16 protein-coding genes are annotated in these 17,084 nt (G+C 56.2%); 15 read left to right on the plus strand and 1 reads right to left on the minus strand.

The window, feature by feature from the left end:
* The first annotated feature begins 153 nt into the window (after positions 1-153).
* The 15 genes from ACR0AW_RS09005 to ACR0AW_RS09075 all read left to right on the plus strand — a co-directional run bounded on the left by ACR0AW_RS09005 (position 154) and on the right by ACR0AW_RS09075 (position 15,714).
* Positions 154-1,203 (plus strand): ABC transporter ATP-binding protein, encoded by a 1,050-nt coding sequence (locus ACR0AW_RS09005; protein ID WP_170394099.1) that lies wholly within the window; start codon positions 154-156, stop codon positions 1,201-1,203.
* Positions 1,204-1,287: 84 nt separating this feature from the next.
* Positions 1,288-2,514 carry an extracellular solute-binding protein gene (locus ACR0AW_RS09010; RefSeq protein WP_170394097.1) on the plus strand — a complete coding sequence of 409 codons (1,227 nt, stop codon included), beginning with the start codon at positions 1,288-1,290 and terminating at the stop codon, positions 2,512-2,514.
* 63 nt (positions 2,515-2,577) lie between these two features.
* On the plus strand, positions 2,578-3,606 hold the full coding sequence (locus tag ACR0AW_RS09015) for a carbohydrate ABC transporter permease (RefSeq protein WP_170394095.1): 1,029 nt from the start codon (positions 2,578-2,580) through the stop codon (positions 3,604-3,606).
* A gap of 1 nt (position 3,607) precedes the next feature.
* Entirely contained in the window at positions 3,608-4,489 is an 882-nt protein-coding gene (locus tag ACR0AW_RS09020; protein WP_170394093.1) for a carbohydrate ABC transporter permease, read from the plus strand.
* Positions 4,490-4,667: 178 nt separating this feature from the next.
* Entirely contained in the window at positions 4,668-5,657 is a 990-nt protein-coding gene (locus ACR0AW_RS09025; RefSeq protein ID WP_170732638.1) for a nuclear transport factor 2 family protein, read from the plus strand.
* Positions 5,658-5,789: 132 nt separating this feature from the next.
* Positions 5,790-6,326, plus strand: coding sequence for an ester cyclase (locus tag ACR0AW_RS09030; RefSeq protein WP_170732639.1), 537 nt, complete (start codon positions 5,790-5,792; stop codon positions 6,324-6,326).
* 4 nt (positions 6,327-6,330) lie between these two features.
* Entirely contained in the window at positions 6,331-7,662 is a 1,332-nt protein-coding gene (gene hisD, locus ACR0AW_RS09035) for a histidinol dehydrogenase (protein ID WP_170407060.1), read from the plus strand.
* Positions 7,659-8,711: an ester cyclase gene (locus ACR0AW_RS09040; protein ID WP_170732640.1), complete on the plus strand. Its 1,053-nt coding sequence runs from the start codon at positions 7,659-7,661 to the stop codon at positions 8,709-8,711. The genes hisD and ACR0AW_RS09040 overlap by 4 nt, the downstream gene beginning before the upstream one ends.
* 1 nt (position 8,712) lies before the next feature.
* The gene (locus ACR0AW_RS09045; protein WP_170732641.1) at positions 8,713-9,480 is read left to right on the plus strand and encodes an SDR family oxidoreductase; all 768 of its coding nucleotides are present in this window, start codon (positions 8,713-8,715) and stop codon (positions 9,478-9,480) included.
* Positions 9,480-10,499: a LacI family DNA-binding transcriptional regulator gene (locus tag ACR0AW_RS09050; RefSeq protein WP_170465610.1), complete on the plus strand. Its 1,020-nt coding sequence runs from the start codon at positions 9,480-9,482 to the stop codon at positions 10,497-10,499. The genes ACR0AW_RS09045 and ACR0AW_RS09050 overlap by 1 nt, the downstream gene beginning before the upstream one ends.
* Entirely contained in the window at positions 10,496-11,485 is a 990-nt protein-coding gene (locus tag ACR0AW_RS09055; protein WP_170611474.1) for a nuclear transport factor 2 family protein, read from the plus strand. The genes ACR0AW_RS09050 and ACR0AW_RS09055 overlap by 4 nt, the downstream gene beginning before the upstream one ends.
* A gap of 152 nt (positions 11,486-11,637) precedes the next feature.
* Entirely contained in the window at positions 11,638-12,600 is a 963-nt protein-coding gene (locus ACR0AW_RS09060) for a cupin domain-containing protein (RefSeq protein ID WP_170663400.1), read from the plus strand.
* A gap of 102 nt (positions 12,601-12,702) precedes the next feature.
* Positions 12,703-13,827: a cobalamin-independent methionine synthase II family protein gene (locus ACR0AW_RS09065; protein WP_170732642.1), complete on the plus strand. Its 1,125-nt coding sequence runs from the start codon at positions 12,703-12,705 to the stop codon at positions 13,825-13,827.
* On the plus strand, positions 13,824-14,528 hold the full coding sequence (locus tag ACR0AW_RS09070; protein ID WP_170732643.1) for an alpha/beta fold hydrolase: 705 nt from the start codon (positions 13,824-13,826) through the stop codon (positions 14,526-14,528). The genes ACR0AW_RS09065 and ACR0AW_RS09070 overlap by 4 nt, the downstream gene beginning before the upstream one ends.
* A gap of 463 nt (positions 14,529-14,991) precedes the next feature.
* On the plus strand, positions 14,992-15,714 hold the full coding sequence (locus ACR0AW_RS09075; RefSeq protein WP_170561885.1) for a response regulator: 723 nt from the start codon (positions 14,992-14,994) through the stop codon (positions 15,712-15,714).
* Here ACR0AW_RS09075 and ACR0AW_RS09080 read toward each other — a convergent pair.
* The gene (locus tag ACR0AW_RS09080; RefSeq protein ID WP_170732644.1) at positions 15,693-17,069 is read right to left on the minus strand and encodes an ATP-binding protein; all 1,377 of its coding nucleotides are present in this window, start codon (positions 17,067-17,069) and stop codon (positions 15,693-15,695) included. The two genes, ACR0AW_RS09075 and ACR0AW_RS09080, sit on opposite strands and share 22 nt — an antisense overlap.
* Between the last annotated feature and the right edge of the window lie 15 nt (positions 17,070-17,084).

Genomic DNA, 17,084 nt, shown 5'->3' on the forward strand with positions numbered 1-17,084 from the left:
TTTACTTTCAATGCTTTGCCCGGAGGGAAGCGTCAGTCTTTAGCAAGATTGCGGGCGCTTTTGCATTCGCTTGCAAAAAATACTTGCCAGATGTTCCTTTGGATGTCTATGCTTTTGCAAACGTATGCACTCAGGTGCAACTGGGAGGACAGTATGGCCGAGATTCAACTGCGCAATGTTGGAAAACGTTGGGGTTCGTTTGTTGGAGTGGACAATTTCGACCTGACAATATCCGACAAGGAATTTCTGGTGCTTCTCGGCCCGTCGGGTTGTGGCAAGACCACTACGATGCGCATGATCGCAGGTTTGGAAGACGCAAGCGAGGGTGATATTCTGATCGACGGTACCCGCGTCAACGATATGGAGCCAAAAGACCGCGACGTCGCGATGGTGTTCCAGTCTTACGCTTTGTATCCGAACATGAACGTCTACGAGAACATTCGTTTCCCGCTGAGGGTACGTGGCATCGACGCTTCCACCCATGACGAAAAAGTGCGCCGTGCGTCGGCGATGGTAGAGTTGGACGACTTTCTGCATCGCAAGCCGGCAGAGCTGTCAGGTGGTCAACGTCAGCGGGTGGCACTGGCGCGCGCGATTGTACGCGAGCCCAACGTGTTCCTGATGGATGAGCCGTTGTCCAACCTTGACGCAAAACTGCGTGTTTCGACTCGCGCGCAGATCAAGAACCTCAGCCATGAACTAGCCGTGACTACGATTTATGTGACACATGACCAGATCGAGGCGATGACACTGGCCGATCGCGTGGTGATCATGAAGCAGGGTGTTGTCCAGCAGGTTGGCTCTCCGACGGCGATCTACGACGAGCCTGCGAACACGTTTGTCGCCAGCTTTATCGGCAACCCGGCGATGAACCTGGTTGATGGCGATGTTCAGGGCGGTGTGTTCCGCGCGCAGAATACCGAAGTGCATGGTCTGAATGCTCCGGATGGCCCAATAACTTTGGGTTTCCGCGCCGAGGACGCCAATGTCGTAGAAAGCGGGGGCGAGATTAACGCGCCCATCTATACGCAGGAATTGCTGGGCGACAGCACCATGGTCTCGGTTCGGATCGGCGGAGCGCTGGTCTCGGTCAAGGCCGACAAAACCTATCGTGCTGAAATCGACGATCAGGTGTCGATTCATATCCATACCGATCACTGTCACCTGTTCGATGCGCAAACCGGCGCGCGCCTTGAGATCTGAGAGACGAAAACCAATCCCGCAATGACGGGACAATCTCGGGTGCAGGCTTCGAAGATGCACCCAATCACCTAGGGAGGAATCAAAATGTTTCTAAAGAAAATCGCATTGGCCGGGTCACTGACCGCCTTTGCTGCGAGCGCGGGTTATGCCTGCGAGATCACGGATCGGGTCAACATCGTCGGCAACGAATTTGCCGCCATTCAGGCTGTGGCCGCTGCTGCAAAGGAATGCACGGGCGCATCTGTTGAATCCAACCTGACATCCGAACACCAAACCATCAACGTCGCCGGTCTGTCGGGTAATCCGTCGGAATACACCTCAGCCATCATCGCCAACAGCTCGATTGTGGCGTTGATGAATGAAGACGTTATCCGACCGCTCAATGACCTGGTCGAAAAACATGGTCAGAACCTGCAGCCGGGACAGTTGATCAAGATCGGCGATGACATCATGGCCATCGCCTTCATGGCCAACGCTCAGCACCTGATGTACCGCAAGGACGTTCTGGAACAGGCAGGCGTCGAAGTTCCAACCACGTATGAAGAACTGCTCGAGGCGGCCGAAGCCATTCGCGCGCAGGGCATAATGCAAAACCCGGTTGGTGGTGCTTACGCTGCGGGATGGAATCTGGCGCAGGAATTCAACAACATGTTCCTTGGCTATGGAGGTACTCATTTCAAGCCCGGCAGCGCAGAGCCCAACGTCAATACCGAGGCCGGTGTCAAAGCGCTGAACATGATGAAGGCTTTGTCCGAGTATATGAACCCCGACTTTCTGACCCATGATTCCAATGCCACCAACGCGGAATACCGCGCGGGCAATGTGGCGATCATGAATATGTGGGGGTCACGGGCGTCACAGCAGACCACAACCGAAGGTGTCTTGCAGGAAGTAATCGATGGCCATGCCATTGCAGCGCCGCTGACCGTGGGTGGGGGCACGACTCCGGCCTCGACCCTTTGGTGGGACGGATGGACCGTCGGCAAGAACATCTCGGATGAAGAGGCTGAGGCGACTTTTGTCGCGATGACGCATGGCGTCCGCCCCGAAATGTTGAACGATGAAACCACGCCGCTGGCAGTCTGGTTGATCGAAGGGTACGAACCTGCAGACGACGCGCAGGGTGTATTTGACGCTGCCAAAATGGGCACGACGCCTTATCCGATGCTGCCCTACATGGGTTTGATGCACAGTGCACTTGGCAATGAACTTGCCGATTTCATGCAGGGCAAGGAAAGCGCTGAACAGGCGCTGGCCGATGTCGAGGCCGCCTATCGCGCCGCGGCAATCGAACAGGGCTTCCTACAGTAAAACGCCCCTCGCGGGTGCCCAATTCGGGCACCCGCCCAATCAAGCCGACACGGGAATTGCGACATGCGCCATAAGACATTCCTTTGGTTTTTTCTGCCCACAGGACTTGCAATGCTGCTGTTCATTGCAATGCCCATCGTCTCGGTGGTGATCCAATCCATTTATGCCCCACACCCGGCGGTTCTGGTGGAAGTCGAAAACTGTACTCCGCTTGTCGGATGCACAACCGAGACCACCATCGATCAGGAAGCCACCGCAGCGCTTCGTGCCGAACAACCATTGGGCAGATTTGTCGGGCTGGATATCTACTTTGATCGCGGCCACCTGGCGATACAGGAGGTTGGCGAAATCTGGGCGGCGAGTGACACGTGGGGTGACCTCTTCTCAGAGGTCGGAAACTTGCCCTTCTATCGGGCCATGGCCTTTACGCTGACCTTCACATTCATTGTGACACCCCTCACGATCATTCTGGGGCTGGTGATTGCGCTGGCGGTCAACTCACTGCACCGGCACCTCAAGGGTTTGATGATCTTCTTCTCGCTCTTGCCCATGATTGTGACACCGCTGATCGGCTCGCTCATTCTGTTTTGGATGATTGACAGTCGTGGCGTCATCGGCAACGCCCTTGTAAACTTGGCCGGAGATCCGGATTTCAGTCTAAAGGCTTCGACCGGGCTGATGTGGGTGGCGCTGATGGTTTATGGCGTCTGGAGCTCGGCCCCCTTTGCCTTCGTGGTGTTCTATGCCGGTTTGCAAACTTTGCCCAAAGATCAGATCGAGGCGGCCCAGATCGATGGGGCAACCCGCTGGCAACAGGTCAAATTCGTGGTTGTTCCCCATCTCATGCCCCTGGTTACGTTTGTTGCGCTGATCCAGTTGATGGATAATTTCAAGGTGTTTGAACCGATTATCGGCTTCAGCGCCGGTGCCCATGCGCAATCGCTCAGTACTTTCATCTTCAACGACCTCGGCGGTGAAACGCGACAACTGTCCTCTGCAGCCGCTACGTCTGTGATCACGATTATCGGGGTCGCCATTCTGTTGTCGCCCGTGCTTGTCCGCACCTGGCGTGACTTCAAAGGAGCAAGATAACATGGCCAGTCGTGCGCAAAGAATGCCCAAAAGCCTTCGGATTGCTTCGTCGCTTTTTGTGATCCTTTGGTTCATCCTGGCCGCTTTCCCGTTCCTCTGGACGGTTTGGGGGTCGTTCAAGGTAGAGCTGGATTTCTTCTCGATCGCCGATTGGACCAACGCTCTAACCGGCGCGCGGACCGAGGCAGTTTATGGCTCACCCTTTACCACCACCGGTTACGAAGGGGCTTGGATTCAGGAAGAATTTTGGCGGAATGTTCTGAATACGGGGATCGTTTGCGTCTTTGTGGTCGCCATCTCGCTGACCATCGGAACGCTGGGGGGCTACGCGCTTTCGCGGTCGAGCTATAACTACACATTCTGGCTTTTGATCACGGCGCTGATCTTCCGCGCAATGCCGCCGATCACGTTGGTTTCGGGTTATCTGTTGCCCTTCTTTGAATGGAATATCTGGGGGATACTGCCGACGACAATTATCGTACTTGTCGCGATCAACCAGCCGTTCACCCTGTGGATGCTACACGCCTTCTTCAAGAACATCCCCAGCGAGCTTGACGAAAGCGCAAAGGTCGACGGCTGCAACCAGTTTCAGGCCTTCCGCCGTGTGATCATTCCGGTGATGTGGCCGGGTGTGATCACCACGGGGCTGTTCTCGTTTCTTCTGGCCTATAACGACTTTGCCGTTGGGGCGATGCTGTTGTCAGAAAGCAACCGCACAATGGTTCCAGCCATCGCCGCGTTCCTTGGTACAACGCAAACCGAGGGCAACGTAATGTTCGCTGTTGCGGCCGTGGTTTCTGCGACGGTTCCGCTGTTCATCTTGGTGATGTTCTTCCAGCGTCAGATTGTGGGCGGTTTGACCGCCGGGGCTGTGAAAGGCTGACGCTGATGGGACGCACGCATCCTCAGTCCGTATTTGCCCATGCGCACGCAGCCAGCCTGAACATGGCTGCGTGCCGGGCAAGGCGACCAGGGCGAATTCCCTTTGCTTTGATGCGCGCAGGGCCTTGCGGGACGTTTCTCCGCAGACGCCTTGAACAGATCCTATAGAGACAAAGTTAATGGAACGCCCCGACCGTAAACCCTTTCTGAAATTCACCGCCGCGCAACGCCATCCAGGCAATTTCCGGCCAGCCTATGAGAGGTTCTTCGCCCCCGGCGCACATGTCAACGTGGTGCATCCTTTCAACGAGGTCGTGGGCGGCCTCGGGCTGCACGATCACGTCATCGCACCGCTTGCAGCCTCCTTTGACGGACTTTTTCGTCGCGATGATATCGTCATGGCCGGTATATTTGATGGACAGGGCTGGATCAGCGCCACCGGCTATTTCGTCGGTCGGTTCTCGCGCGACTGGCTTGGTATCCGCGCCACAGGTGAGCTTGCCTATCTGCGCTTCGGCGAGTTCCACCGCATGCAGGATGGCAAGGCGGTGGAGAGCTATGTCTTCTTCGATATCCCAGAACTGATGCTGGCTGCAGGGCAATGGCCGATCACCGATAGCCCGGGCAAGACCCGTGGCTTCACCGGGATGATTCAGGGTCCAGCAAGCCATGATGGCATCTTGACCACGCCGCAAGACCCAGTCGAGGGGGCCAAGAGCTATCGTATGGTCACAGAAATGCTGGCCAAGCTTGCCACCAAGAACGAGGCCTGGCGCCCGTTTTGGCATGACAACATGGTCTGGTACGGCCCCGGCGCCTTCGGTTCTTTCGTCGGGCTCGAGAGTTTTGCAAGCTTCCAGGTGCCTTTCGAGGCCACCTTCGAAGGTTGGTCCGGCGGCAGTGCGGGAAATGGCATGACTGCGCATTTCACCCGCTTCGGCGAAGGCAATTACGTATGCTCGGGCGGCTGGCCTTCCTTGACTGGTGTCCAGGTGAAACCCTTCCTCGACCAGCCCGCAGGCGGAAAACGCGTCTTCATGCGGGTCTGCGACTGGTGGCGTCGAGAGGACGATCTGTTGGTCGAAAACTGGGTTTTCGTCGACATCCCGCATGTGTTGTTGCAGCTGGGATATGACCTTTTTGCCGACATCGCCGAGCAAGCCGCATGAGCAGCTCTGCAAGACATAACGCCGTTGGCCGCCACCCGGCGCTCAACCGGATGCCGAGGGATTTTCTGTCAGCTGATTGAGCTACCCGATGAAGACAGAATTTCTATTGGCACCAATACAAGGATGAGAAAGATGAAGGGTTCCCGCCCGGAACAGGCCGTGCTGACACGTGATACGGACCTCGACAAAACAGAAGACACCCGCCGTGTGATTGAAAACATGGTGGATGGTCTGAACGATCACCGTATCGATGACATCGGCGAATTCTTCTCGGAAGGCTTCCGCTGGATGGGCAATCAGGGCTGTGGCACAAAAACTGGCCTGAAACAGTTTCAGGACAATTGGCAACGCCCGTTTCAGGCGGCTTTTTCGGACAAGACATGCATCGACGAAGCGCGCCTTTACATGGGCGAGTGGGCGGCTGCGTTTGGCCGACAGGAAGCAACCCATTCGGGTGAGTTCCTGGGGATCGCCCCCACCGGAAAGCGGGTCGAGATCCGATATATGGATTTCTGGAAAGTGGTCGACGGCAAGATCGTCGACAATTGGGTGAATGTGGATTTCGCCCATGTAGCGGCACAGCTGGGTGTCGATCTGTTTAACGGCGAAGGCTGGGAAGCATTTGACCGGGGTGAGAAGTCTCCGCCCCGGCCTGAAACTAAGGATTAGGACAATGACAATCGAGTATCTGAAACGTGGTAAGTCCGATGCTGACCGGGCCGAGGATGACGCCAAAACACGCGCTGTCGTCGAAGCGACGCTGAAAGACATCGAAACACGTGGCGATGCTGCGGTACGCGAGCTAAGCGAGAAGTTCGATAACTATTCGCCAGCATCGTTTCGGTTGTCTCAAGACCAGATCGAAGACCTGATCAATCAGCTGACGGATCGAGAGCTGGCGGACATCAAATTCGCGCAGGAACAAGTGCGCAACTTTGCACAAGCTCAGCGCGACTCGATGCTGGATATCGAAGTTGAGACTTTGCCGGGCGTCATTTTGGGCCACAAGAACATCCCCGTACAATCGGTGGGCTGTTATGTGCCCGGTGGCAAATTCCCGATGGTGGCCTCGGCGCATATGTCGGTGGCGACCGCCTCGGTGGCGGGCGTACCACGCATCATCGCCTGCACCCCTCCGTTTCAGGGCAAACCCAATGCAGCGGTGATCGCCGCCATGTATTTGGGTGGGGCGCATGAGATTTACGTGATGGGCGGCATTCAGGCTATCGGCGCCATGGCGTTGGGGACCGAGACGATTGATCCGGTTCATATGCTTGTCGGTCCGGGCAACGCGTTTGTCGCAGAAGCCAAGCGACAGCTTTTCGGCCGCGTCGGTATCGACCTGTTCGCCGGCCCGACCGAGACCATGGTAATCGCAGATGAGACCGCCGCTGATGCCGAGCTATGCGCGACCGATCTTCTGGGTCAGGCCGAACATGGTTATAACAGCCCCTGCGTTTTGCTGACCAACTCGCGCAAACTGGCCGAGGACACGATGGCCGAGGTCGACCGGCTGCTGGGCATTCTGCCGACAGCGGGCACTGCAAAAGTGTCGTGGGAGGAATATGGCGAAGTGATCGTCTGCGATACGTATGACGAGATGCTGCAGGTCGCCGATGACATTGCATCTGAACATGTGCAGGTCATGACCGATCGCGACGACTGGTTCCTTGAGAACATGACTTGTTATGGCGCATTGTTCCTTGGACCGCGTACCAATGTCTCGAACGGTGATAAGGTTATTGGCACCAATCACACGCTACCTACCAAAAAAGCTGGCCGCTATACTGGTGGTCTATGGGTGGGTAAATATCTGAAAACACATAGCTATCAAAAGGTTCTGACTGATGAGGCGGCAACCTTGATCGGCGAATATGGCTCGCGCCTATGTATGCTCGAAGGTTTTGTGGGGCACGCCGAGCAATGTAACGTCCGCGTACGGCGTTACGGCGGCATCAATGTCCCCTACGGCGCGCCTGCACCTTACAGGGACGCCGCAGAATGAGTGACAGGCATACTGAGCACAAGACCCTGATCGCACAGATCAGGGCTGCGATGTATGACTTTACCGAAGCCGGTGTCCGGCAGGCGTTGGATCAGATTTGTTCTCCCGACGCTGTGTTCCATCTGAGCTATCCGTTTGGTGACACCAATGGGAGTAGTGCTTATTACGATTGTTGCTATCGCGATCTTCTGACCGCATGGCCCGATCTTGAGCGCCGCGATTATATCGTCATGGCTGGACCTGATGAATTCGGGGCTGATTGGGTTGGATGCGGCGGGTACTATACCGGCACTTTCGCGGGGCCATGGCTGGAGATTCCGCCGACAGGCCATCAGGTCACCATGCGGTTTCACGAGTTTTACCGGATCGAAAATGGCAAAGTCGCCGAGGTGCAGGCGCTTTGGGATATCCCCGAAGTGATGATGCAAGCGCAGGCCTGGCCCATGGCACCCGGTTTGGGGCGGGAATGGCATGTTCCGGGACCAGCGACGCAGGACGGGCTGGTGCCCGGCCCGTATGACAAGGCCAAGGGCAAAGAGACCAGCCAGCACATTGTCGACATGCTGGATCATCTGACCAAACATCCCGCAGAAGGTGGTCCGGAGGTGATGGAGTTGGAGCGGTTCTGGCATCCTCGGATGAACTGGTACGGCCCCTCGGGGATCGGCACAGGGCGGGGTATTGCGGGGTTCCGTAATTGGCATCAGATTCCATTCCTCAACGCAATGCCGGATCGCGGGCAGGATGTAGATGACATCACCTGTCATTTCTTTGGCGACGGTGACTATGCGGCTGTTACGGGTTGGCCCAACATGATCCAGACTGTCACCAATGATGGCTGGATGGGGATCGCACCGTCGGGCAAGAAGATCACGCTGCGCAGCCTCGATTTCTGGCGGCTTGAAAATGGCAAGATTCGCGAGAACTGGGTTCTGGTTGATCTGCTGGATACCTATCGCCAGCTTGGTGTTGACGTCTTTGCCCGTTTGCGAGAGTTCAACAAGGCGCGCGCTCCGGGCCGCATTCCATTTCCGGTTGGCGAGGTCTGATATGTCCCAATTTCCCAGCACCCCAAGTTTCAATCTTAACGGCAAACGCGCATTAGTCGCGGGCGCGTCGACCGGTATCGGCATGGCCTGTGCCGTAGCGCTGGCAGAGCATGGTGCCGAAGTGACACTGGCGGCGCGGCGCAAGGATGCGTTGCAGGATCTGGCAACAGAGATGAACGCTCGGGGATGGTTGGCGAATATACTTGAACTGGATGTTTCTGACGTTGCAGGCACTGCTGATGCTGTGGCGCAAAACGGGCCGTTTGATATCCTGCTGAACTCAGCCGGTCTGGCCCGACACAGCAGGGCCGTGGACACACGGCCCGAGGATTTTGATGCGGTAATGGATGTCAATGTCCGAGGGGCCTATTTTCTGACCCAAGCGGTGGCAAAAGGATTGTTAGAAGCTGGGCGCCCCGGATCACTGATGAACATCTCCAGCCAGATGGGCCATGTGGGCGGGCGGGAAAGGGCGGTCTATTGCGCGTCAAAATTCGCGGTCGAAGGCTTTTCCAAGGCGATGGCGCTGGAGTTCGGCCCTGCAAAAATTCGGGTCAACACGATCTGCCCAACTTTTATTCTGACCGATTTGACCAAGTCGACTTTTGATGACCCGGACAAGCGCGCATGGATATTGGACAAGATCAAGTTGGGCCGTCCGGGCGAGATCGAAGACATCATGGGGGCAGTGGTTTATCTTGCCTCGGATGCATCGGCTTTGGTGACGGGCACCGCGTTGATGATAGACGGAGGTTGGACAGCAGACTGATGGCGGCGCAAAAAGTTACATCCATGGAGGTCGCCCGCCTTGCCGGGGTCAGCCAGTCTGCCGTTAGCCGTGTGTTCACTCCGGGGGCTTCAGCCTCGAAGAAGACGATTGAAAAGGTTCGTCAGGCCGCCAAGCAACTGGGGTATCGGCCGAACGTCCTTGCGCGTGCCGTAGTGTCCGGCAAAAGCCGGATCATTGGGCTTGTTGTGGCGTATCTGAATAATCAGTTTTATCCTGAAGCACTGGAAAGGTTGACGAATACGCTGCAGGAGCGCGGCTACCATGTGATGATATTCATGGCGTCGAACCAGGCCGAAAACGTCGATAGCGTGGTCGAGGAATTGCTCGACTTTCAAGTCGACGGCATAATCGCGGCATCGGTGGCCCTGTCGTCGACCTTGTATGAACGTTGTCGGACCGTTGGCGTGCCGATGGTGTTGTTCAATCGGGCACAGGATGACCTCACTATGTCATCGGTTACATCCGACAATGTCGCCGGTGGCCGAAAGGCAGCCGAGTTTCTGCTGGCTGGCGGTCATGAGAAGATCGGATATATCGCCGGATGGGAGGGCGCTTCGACCCAACGCGATCGCGAAGCGGGATTCGTAGCGGCCCTGCAAGAGGCGGGTGTCAAACTGCACGCCCGTGGAGCCGGAAACTTCATCGCTGAACAGGCGCGTGAGGCAACGCTACGCATGTTCGCGTCCGATCCACCGGACGCTGTGTTCGTGGCCAATGATCATATGGCGATCTCTGTGATGGACACGCTGCGGTTCGAGTTGGGCCTGCAAATTCCGGCCGACGTCTCGGTTCTGGGATATGACGATGTCGCCGTTGCCTCTTGGCCAGCCTACAATCTGACAACTATTCGTCAGCCTGCCAATCGGATGGTTGCCGAAACCGTCGATATTCTACTTAGCAAGATCGAAAATCCCGCTGCTGCGCCGCGCCGCACCGAGATTGACGGACCTTTGATCGTTCGCGGCTCCGCCCGCATACCTGAAGGATGGAAGACATGAAGGGATTTGATCCCAAATTCAAAGATTTCCCGGATTATATCATCGGCATCACCAAAGAGATTTGGGAAGACCGTGGCATTGCGACTCTGCATCAATATTACAGCCCAGACATCGTCGTCCGCTCGCCCGGTTCGGTTGTGTTGGGTAACCAGAATGTCATTGGTGCAACAATGGCCACGTTGGCCGAGTTCCCCGACCGTCAGCTGCTGGGCGAGGATGTGATCTGGTCGGGCACCCCGGAAGAAGGCATGCTGAGCTCGCATCGTATCCTGTCGACCGCCACGCATCGGGGCAATGGTGTCTATGGCAAAGCCACCGGAACACGCTTGCGATACCGAATTCTGGCCGACTGCCACGCCATCGACAACATGATCGATGACGAATGGCTGATCCGAGATCAGGGTGCGATTGTCCGGCAAATGGGCTGGGATCCCAAGGAATATGCCGCCGATCTGATAGCGCGTGAAGGTGGGGCCGAGGCCAGTGTGAAGCCTCTGTCACCCAAGATCGACATCGAAGGCCCCTACAAGGGGTACGGCAATGACAATGAATGGGGACACCGCCACGCGGATCTGCTGACACGGATAATGAATGCAGATATGGGCGCGATTGAACGAGAGTATGACCGAGGCGTGCAGACCGAATATCCCGGCGGTGTCACGGGCCATGGCTGGGATTCGGCTGATCGGTTCTGGATGTCTTTGCGTGCCGCCATGCCAAGCGCAACCTTCACCATCCATCATCAGATCGGGCGCGATGATCCGAATATGCCACCCCGCTCGGCCCTGCGCTGGAGCTTGCATGGCAAGCATGACGGTTGGGGCGTGTTCGGCAAACCCACAGGCGCTGAGTTGTATGTGTTGGGGATCAGCCATGCCGAATGGGGCGAGTTGGTTGGAGGCGACATCAGGCTGCGACGCGAATGGACCTTGTTCGATGAAACCGCGGTCTGGAAACAGCTTCTGTTGGAAACCGGGGATCTCTGATGCCTCAAACGCGCGTCGCATTGGATGCCAGTGAAGGAACCCGGCGGTACCACGGCCACCGGGCGTCCTTGCGGGCGCGGCGGCTGAATAATCGCCCTCCGGGTGCATGAGGATCGAGACCTCTTGTACCAATTCAATGAACGGAGACTATTATGAGCACGATCCAACAACGCATTGTCCGCTACGGCGAACTGCAGCCTTGTAAAACCGCATTTATTGACGCGCACACGCCCGGTTCGGACCAGAAGGAAAACTTTACCATCGTAGGCGGTGGCGTATCCGAAAGCCCCGATCAGCATGTCCACATCACCGACAAAATCGGCTTCAATATTGGCGCGGCGGGGCAACCTCCGAAATGCCGGAATTCGCTGCACAGCCACACCACGGCCGAGGTGTTCTTTGTCGCCAAAGGACGTTGGCGGTTCTTCTGGGGTCGCTATGGCACTGCGGGCGAGTTTATTGCCGAGGAAGGTGACATATTTAACATTCCAACTGGCATCTTTCGCGGTTTCGAAAATGTCGGGCAGGATTATGGGATGATCATGTCGATCCTGGGCGGCGATGATGCGGGTGGCGGTGTCACCTGGGCACCACAGGTGATCGAAGACGCGCAGGCGCATGGGCTGATGCTGGGCGACAATGGCGTGCTGTATGACAGCAAGAAGGGTCAGGAACTGCCCCACAACGTGCGCCCCATGCCGCTGCTGACCGAAGAAGAGCTTAAGAGCTATCCGGAAGTTCCGGTCGAAAATGTTATCGGCAAATATGTGGCACGCTATTGGGATCTGATGGCGCTTTCCGCTAACAAGCCAGCCAAAGTGATTGGCGAAGATGCCCTGATCACGGATAAGCCGGGGTTTGAGGTCGATTTCCTCGGACGCGGCTCTTGTTTGAACGAACCCGTCGCGGCGCATATGCCCGTCGTCCTCATGCCTGCGAGTGGTCATTGGCGGATTACAGTCGATGGCTATGAAACAACTTTGTCCGCAGGCGATACAGCGCTGGTTCTGTCAGGTGAAAGCTACAGTATCGTGCCCTCAATGACCGGAGAGGCCGGTCTGTATCGTATCACGGCAACGGACGATCCCGCCGGTGCTACCTGGACCGGTGCATAAAGGCAAAGTTGCGCGCTCCGATCTTTTTCGGGGCGCGCAGTATGTGACCCGTGCTTCACTTTGGACTCGGCACAGGGAAGTAATTGAATTGGAGATGACAAGATGACCCGAATTTCAACCACCCATGTGGGAAGTCTGCCGCGCAGTCAGGAAGTCGTCGATTTCATCTTCGCGCGTGAGCGGGAGGAACCGTTCGATCAGTCAGATTTTGATGCCTGCATGACGAACGCGGTGTCCGAGACCGTAGGCAAACAGGCTGCAGCGGGGATCGATATTGTATCGGATGGCGAGACTTCGAAAATCTCTTACGCGACCTACGTCAAGGACCGCTACACCGGGTTTGCAGGCGACAGCCCGCGCAACGCTCCGGCTGATCTGAAGATGTTTCCGGGCTTTCTTCAACGTTTGGCGAATGATGGCGGAACTCCGCAATACGCGCGGCCCATGTGCGTAGGCGATGTGCGCTCGAAAGGGCAGGGCGAGTTGCAGAAGGATATCGACAACCTCAAAAGAGCCATGGTTGAGCACGGGATTGAGCGCGGATTTATGAATGCTGCCAGCCCGGGTGTGATCTCTCTCTTTCTGCAGAACGACTATTACCCGACGCGCGAGGCGTATCTGGCCGCGCTGGCCGATGCGATGAAATCCGAATATGAAACCATCGTCGCGGCGGGCCTGGATATTCAATTGGATTGTCCCGATCTTGCCCTGTCGCGCCATATGCTGTTCACCGATCTTTCTGACGAGGAATTTGTCAGTATTGCCGAAATGCATGTCGAAGCGCTGAACCATGCATTGCAGGATGTGCCCGCCGACAAGGTTCGGGTTCACATCTGCTGGGGCAATTACGAAGGTCCGCATTGCTGCGATATCGGAATGGACAAGGTGTTCTCGACTTTGATGTCAACCAAGTCGCGCTATGTGCTGTTTGAAACCTCGAACCCGCGCCATGCACATGAATGGACGGTGTTCCGCGACCGCAAGTCCGAGATACCGGATGACAAGGTACTTGTGCCGGGTGTGGTCGATACCACCACAAACTTTGTGGAACACCCCGAACTGGTCGTGCAACGTCTTGAGCGGTTCGTGAACATCGTGGGAGCGGAGCGGGTGATCGGCGGATCGGATTGCGGTTTCGGCACCTTTGCGGGGTTTGGCGCTGTCGATCCTGATATCGCCTATGCCAAACTGGGTGCGCTGGCCGAAGGGGCTGCTCTGGTCAAATGACACCACTTGTCCTTTTGCCGGGCATGATGTGCGATGCTCGGCTATTCTCGCCGCAAATTGGTGCATTGTCTGGCAGATATCCGATATTTGTCGCCCCCATTGGTGCACATGATACGATGCAGGCTCTGGCCGCCGAGGTTTTAAGTCATGCGCCCGACCGGTTCGCCTTGGCCGGTCTTTCCATGGGAGGCATTGTTGCGATGGAAATACTGCGGCAAGCACCGGGGCGTGTAGCGGGGATGGCGTTGATGGACACCAACCCGCTGGCAGAGGTGGATCAGGTCAAGGCGAGGCGTGAGCCCCAGATTGAGGCGGTTAAAAACGGTCGGCTACGCGATGTGATGGCCGAGGAAATGAAGCCCAACTATCTGACCGATGGCCCTGATCGACAGGCAATTCTGGACCTATGCATGGATATGGCTATGGCCTTGGGGCCGGAGATTTTTGTTAACCAATCCAAGGCCCTACGAGATCGCCCGGATCAAAGTCACACATTGCGCGCTTTCAAGGGATCTGCGCTGGTCCTTTGCGGTCGTCATGACGCGTTATGCCCAGTCGAACGCCACGAATTGATGCATGACCTGTTGCCGCAAAGCCGGTTGGAAGTCATCGAACACGCGGGGCATTTGCCAACTCTGGAACAACCGCGGCAAACCACGGCGGCGCTGCAGCGCTGGCTGGAGACAATCGAAACAATCTAAGCCGGATTTCCGCAAGGCCGTAGATAGCCCTGGTGGAAACTGACTACGATATTACTCTGTCGGACTTGGAGCCCCTATCGTAGCATGGACGCAGCAGTAACGATTTAGAGTTTCTGAAGCACCCAAATCTGGTTCAGAGCCTGCTGTCGCGATCAAAACTGCACTTAAGTCGGGGCACACGCGATACACTAAATTCAAGGCCTGCTACCAAGTCTCTGACGAAGATTGCTTCGTTGCACTCAGCCACCTGCGGAAAGTGGTGGAAGGGGGAGGAATTTGCTGTTTGGCGTGATAAACTTTTCAATCGCCCGGAATGCCTCGGTGGATGATTGTCTGGTTTAGCCATGAGTGGCGATTGCGGTCGCTGCGGACCGGACAGTTTGATCGTCCTCTGCAACATTGACAGTTTCGAATAGCAAATGTTGTTATCGTAATGACAGGCATCGTCCCGAGGAGAAGAGCTATGCAAGACGTCGCGGATCAATCCGCTGGCTATGATGAGCACATTCTGATTTGTGACGATGACATCGAGTTTGCTCAGGGTGTTTGTGCATTTCTGACTGATAAAGGGTACAAAATCGAACACGCGCAAGATGTACCCGCTGCGCGGTTGATGATGGCTGATGAAACCTACAGCTTGTTTCTGCTGGACCTCGTGATGCCAGGAACTAGTGGTAAGGTGTTATGTCACGAGATCGCTTCGCGCATAGATGCCGGGATCATCATGATCAGTTCGATTGATGACGACGCCGAGCGGATTTCCCTGCTGGAACTGGGCGCGGATGATTACATCATTAAACCATTCAACGAGTTGGAACTCCTCGCGCGCGTGCGTGCTGTGCTGCGCAGGCGTGCTGGTGGAACGCAGGGAAAATCCCGGGTTACCCGGTTCGGAGAATGGGAGCTTGTTGAAAACGAGCGGCATCTCAAAAGCGAGGATGGTCGGCTCATCACCCTCACCTCAAGTGAAGTGCGCGTCATGCGGTTTTTTGCTGAAAATCCGGACGTGTTGTGCACCCGGGAAGACCTACTTGCCGTCGCTCGAACGCGGCAGCATGGCGGAGCAGGGGACAGGAGCGTTGATGCTCTGATCAAACGGTTGCGGTCGAAGATCGAGAACGATCCATCAAATCCGGAATATATTCGAACGGTCTGGGGGCAGGGTTACATCTTTCGTCCAGGCTGAACTCCGGAATCAAGCGGCAAAAGCACATTAGCCCTAAGGCCCCCGCTAGGGCGGTTTTCAAGCGTAACAGTGCCCCCCTGATCGACAACAATCGCCCGGACAATAGCAAGGCCGAGGCCTGTGCCGGGTTCGGTGGCTCCAAGTCTCTGGAAAGGCTCAAACGCTGTTTCAAGTTGTTCGGCTGGGATACCTGGTCCTTCATCGTCTATGTGAATTGCGGCCAAATCGTTCGACGCGGTCAAAGAGACATTTGTTCGACCCCCGTATTTGACCGCATTCTCCAACAAGTTTCTAAGAACCCGGGTAAGCGCGTTATGTCTTCCTTTGACCACCGCAGATTGTTCGATTGTGCAGGTCACATCGCGACCCGCCTCAACCTGTTCATCTACAAGCGCCTCAACCAGTGAGCGCAAATCCAGGCGTGCAAGCTCTCCATCGTGATGCGTTTCGCGGTTGAGGTTGGTGACGGAGTTTACAATATCGCTGATGGTTTCCAACCGCTTGAGCAGTTGCTCTTTGGGTGCTGTTGGTTCCAATTTCTGGATCGCATCGTGCATCCGTGCAATCGGTCCCTTCAGGTCATGCCCGAGGCTACGAAGCAAGGTTGTCTTGTACTCAAGCGCCAGAACAATCCGGGCTTCCATGCGATTGAACGCAATAATTGTGTGGCGGATATCAATGGCACCCGCCTCGACGAGTGGGCCGACCTCTTCGCCCCGGCCGATCAACTCGGCATTGACGGCCATCGCGCTCAGCGGTCGCATCACTTTCTGAATAAGAAACGCAAGTGCGCAAAGCAGGGTAAGCGCGACCAGACTGTCGATTGAGCCAACGATGACCAAAGGTACGATGTTCTTGTTTTTCATGAGCAAATAGCAGTTCAGCCATTCGTCATCATCCTTGAGCCGGACCGAAAAAACGCTCACCAGAAACGCGTCAACGCTTTCTGCATCGATAGGTTCGCCCGAGTGGCTCTTGAACAGTTGCAACAGCGCGCTTTGGTCGTGTTTGGCGTCAACGACCGTGTCTGCCACGGACAGTTCCGCGACGGCGATCCCGCGGTGTTCCAGCCGCGCCGTCAGCCAGTTAGCCAGATTCGGGCGGTCGCGGCCATTGGCCAAAGTGGTTGCTGCATCCTGCGTGCCGACCCTGACACTCCATTCTGCAGGAAAGAAACCAAGCGCTGCTTCGGAGCGGCTGTCAGGAGGCACGCGGGCCAGGGTTGAAACCACCTGCGCAAGAAAGGCATCGCCCCTGTTTCGGATCTCTTCAGCGCGAGAGTTTCGGATCTGGACCACGTCGGTGACTACCGAGAACACGCCGACAATCGTCCAGCTGATAAGCACGATGCTCATAACTTGTGTTCGAAG

The sequence above is a fragment of the Ruegeria sp. C5 genome, assembly GCF_056537605.1.

Coding starts and splice junctions, on each gene's coding strand:
- ACR0AW_RS09005 (WP_170394099.1), top strand. CDS start 154: ATGGCCGAGATTCAACTGCGCAATGTTGGAAAACGTTGGGGTTCGTTT.
- ACR0AW_RS09010 (WP_170394097.1), top strand. CDS start 1,288: ATGTTTCTAAAGAAAATCGCATTGGCCGGGTCACTGACCGCCTTTGCT.
- ACR0AW_RS09015 (WP_170394095.1), top strand. CDS start 2,578: ATGCGCCATAAGACATTCCTTTGGTTTTTTCTGCCCACAGGACTTGCA.
- ACR0AW_RS09020 (WP_170394093.1), top strand. CDS start 3,608: ATGGCCAGTCGTGCGCAAAGAATGCCCAAAAGCCTTCGGATTGCTTCG.
- ACR0AW_RS09025 (WP_170732638.1), top strand. CDS start 4,668: ATGGAACGCCCCGACCGTAAACCCTTTCTGAAATTCACCGCCGCGCAA.
- ACR0AW_RS09030 (WP_170732639.1), top strand. CDS start 5,790: ATGAAGGGTTCCCGCCCGGAACAGGCCGTGCTGACACGTGATACGGAC.
- hisD (WP_170407060.1), top strand. CDS start 6,331: ATGACAATCGAGTATCTGAAACGTGGTAAGTCCGATGCTGACCGGGCC.
- ACR0AW_RS09040 (WP_170732640.1), top strand. CDS start 7,659: ATGAGTGACAGGCATACTGAGCACAAGACCCTGATCGCACAGATCAGG.
- ACR0AW_RS09045 (WP_170732641.1), top strand. CDS start 8,713: ATGTCCCAATTTCCCAGCACCCCAAGTTTCAATCTTAACGGCAAACGC.
- ACR0AW_RS09050 (WP_170465610.1), top strand. CDS start 9,480: ATGGCGGCGCAAAAAGTTACATCCATGGAGGTCGCCCGCCTTGCCGGG.
- ACR0AW_RS09055 (WP_170611474.1), top strand. CDS start 10,496: ATGAAGGGATTTGATCCCAAATTCAAAGATTTCCCGGATTATATCATC.
- ACR0AW_RS09060 (WP_170663400.1), top strand. CDS start 11,638: ATGAGCACGATCCAACAACGCATTGTCCGCTACGGCGAACTGCAGCCT.
- ACR0AW_RS09065 (WP_170732642.1), top strand. CDS start 12,703: ATGACCCGAATTTCAACCACCCATGTGGGAAGTCTGCCGCGCAGTCAG.
- ACR0AW_RS09070 (WP_170732643.1), top strand. CDS start 13,824: ATGACACCACTTGTCCTTTTGCCGGGCATGATGTGCGATGCTCGGCTA.
- ACR0AW_RS09075 (WP_170561885.1), top strand. CDS start 14,992: ATGCAAGACGTCGCGGATCAATCCGCTGGCTATGATGAGCACATTCTG.
- ACR0AW_RS09080 (WP_170732644.1), bottom strand. CDS start 17,069: ATGAGCATCGTGCTTATCAGCTGGACGATTGTCGGCGTGTTCTCGGTA.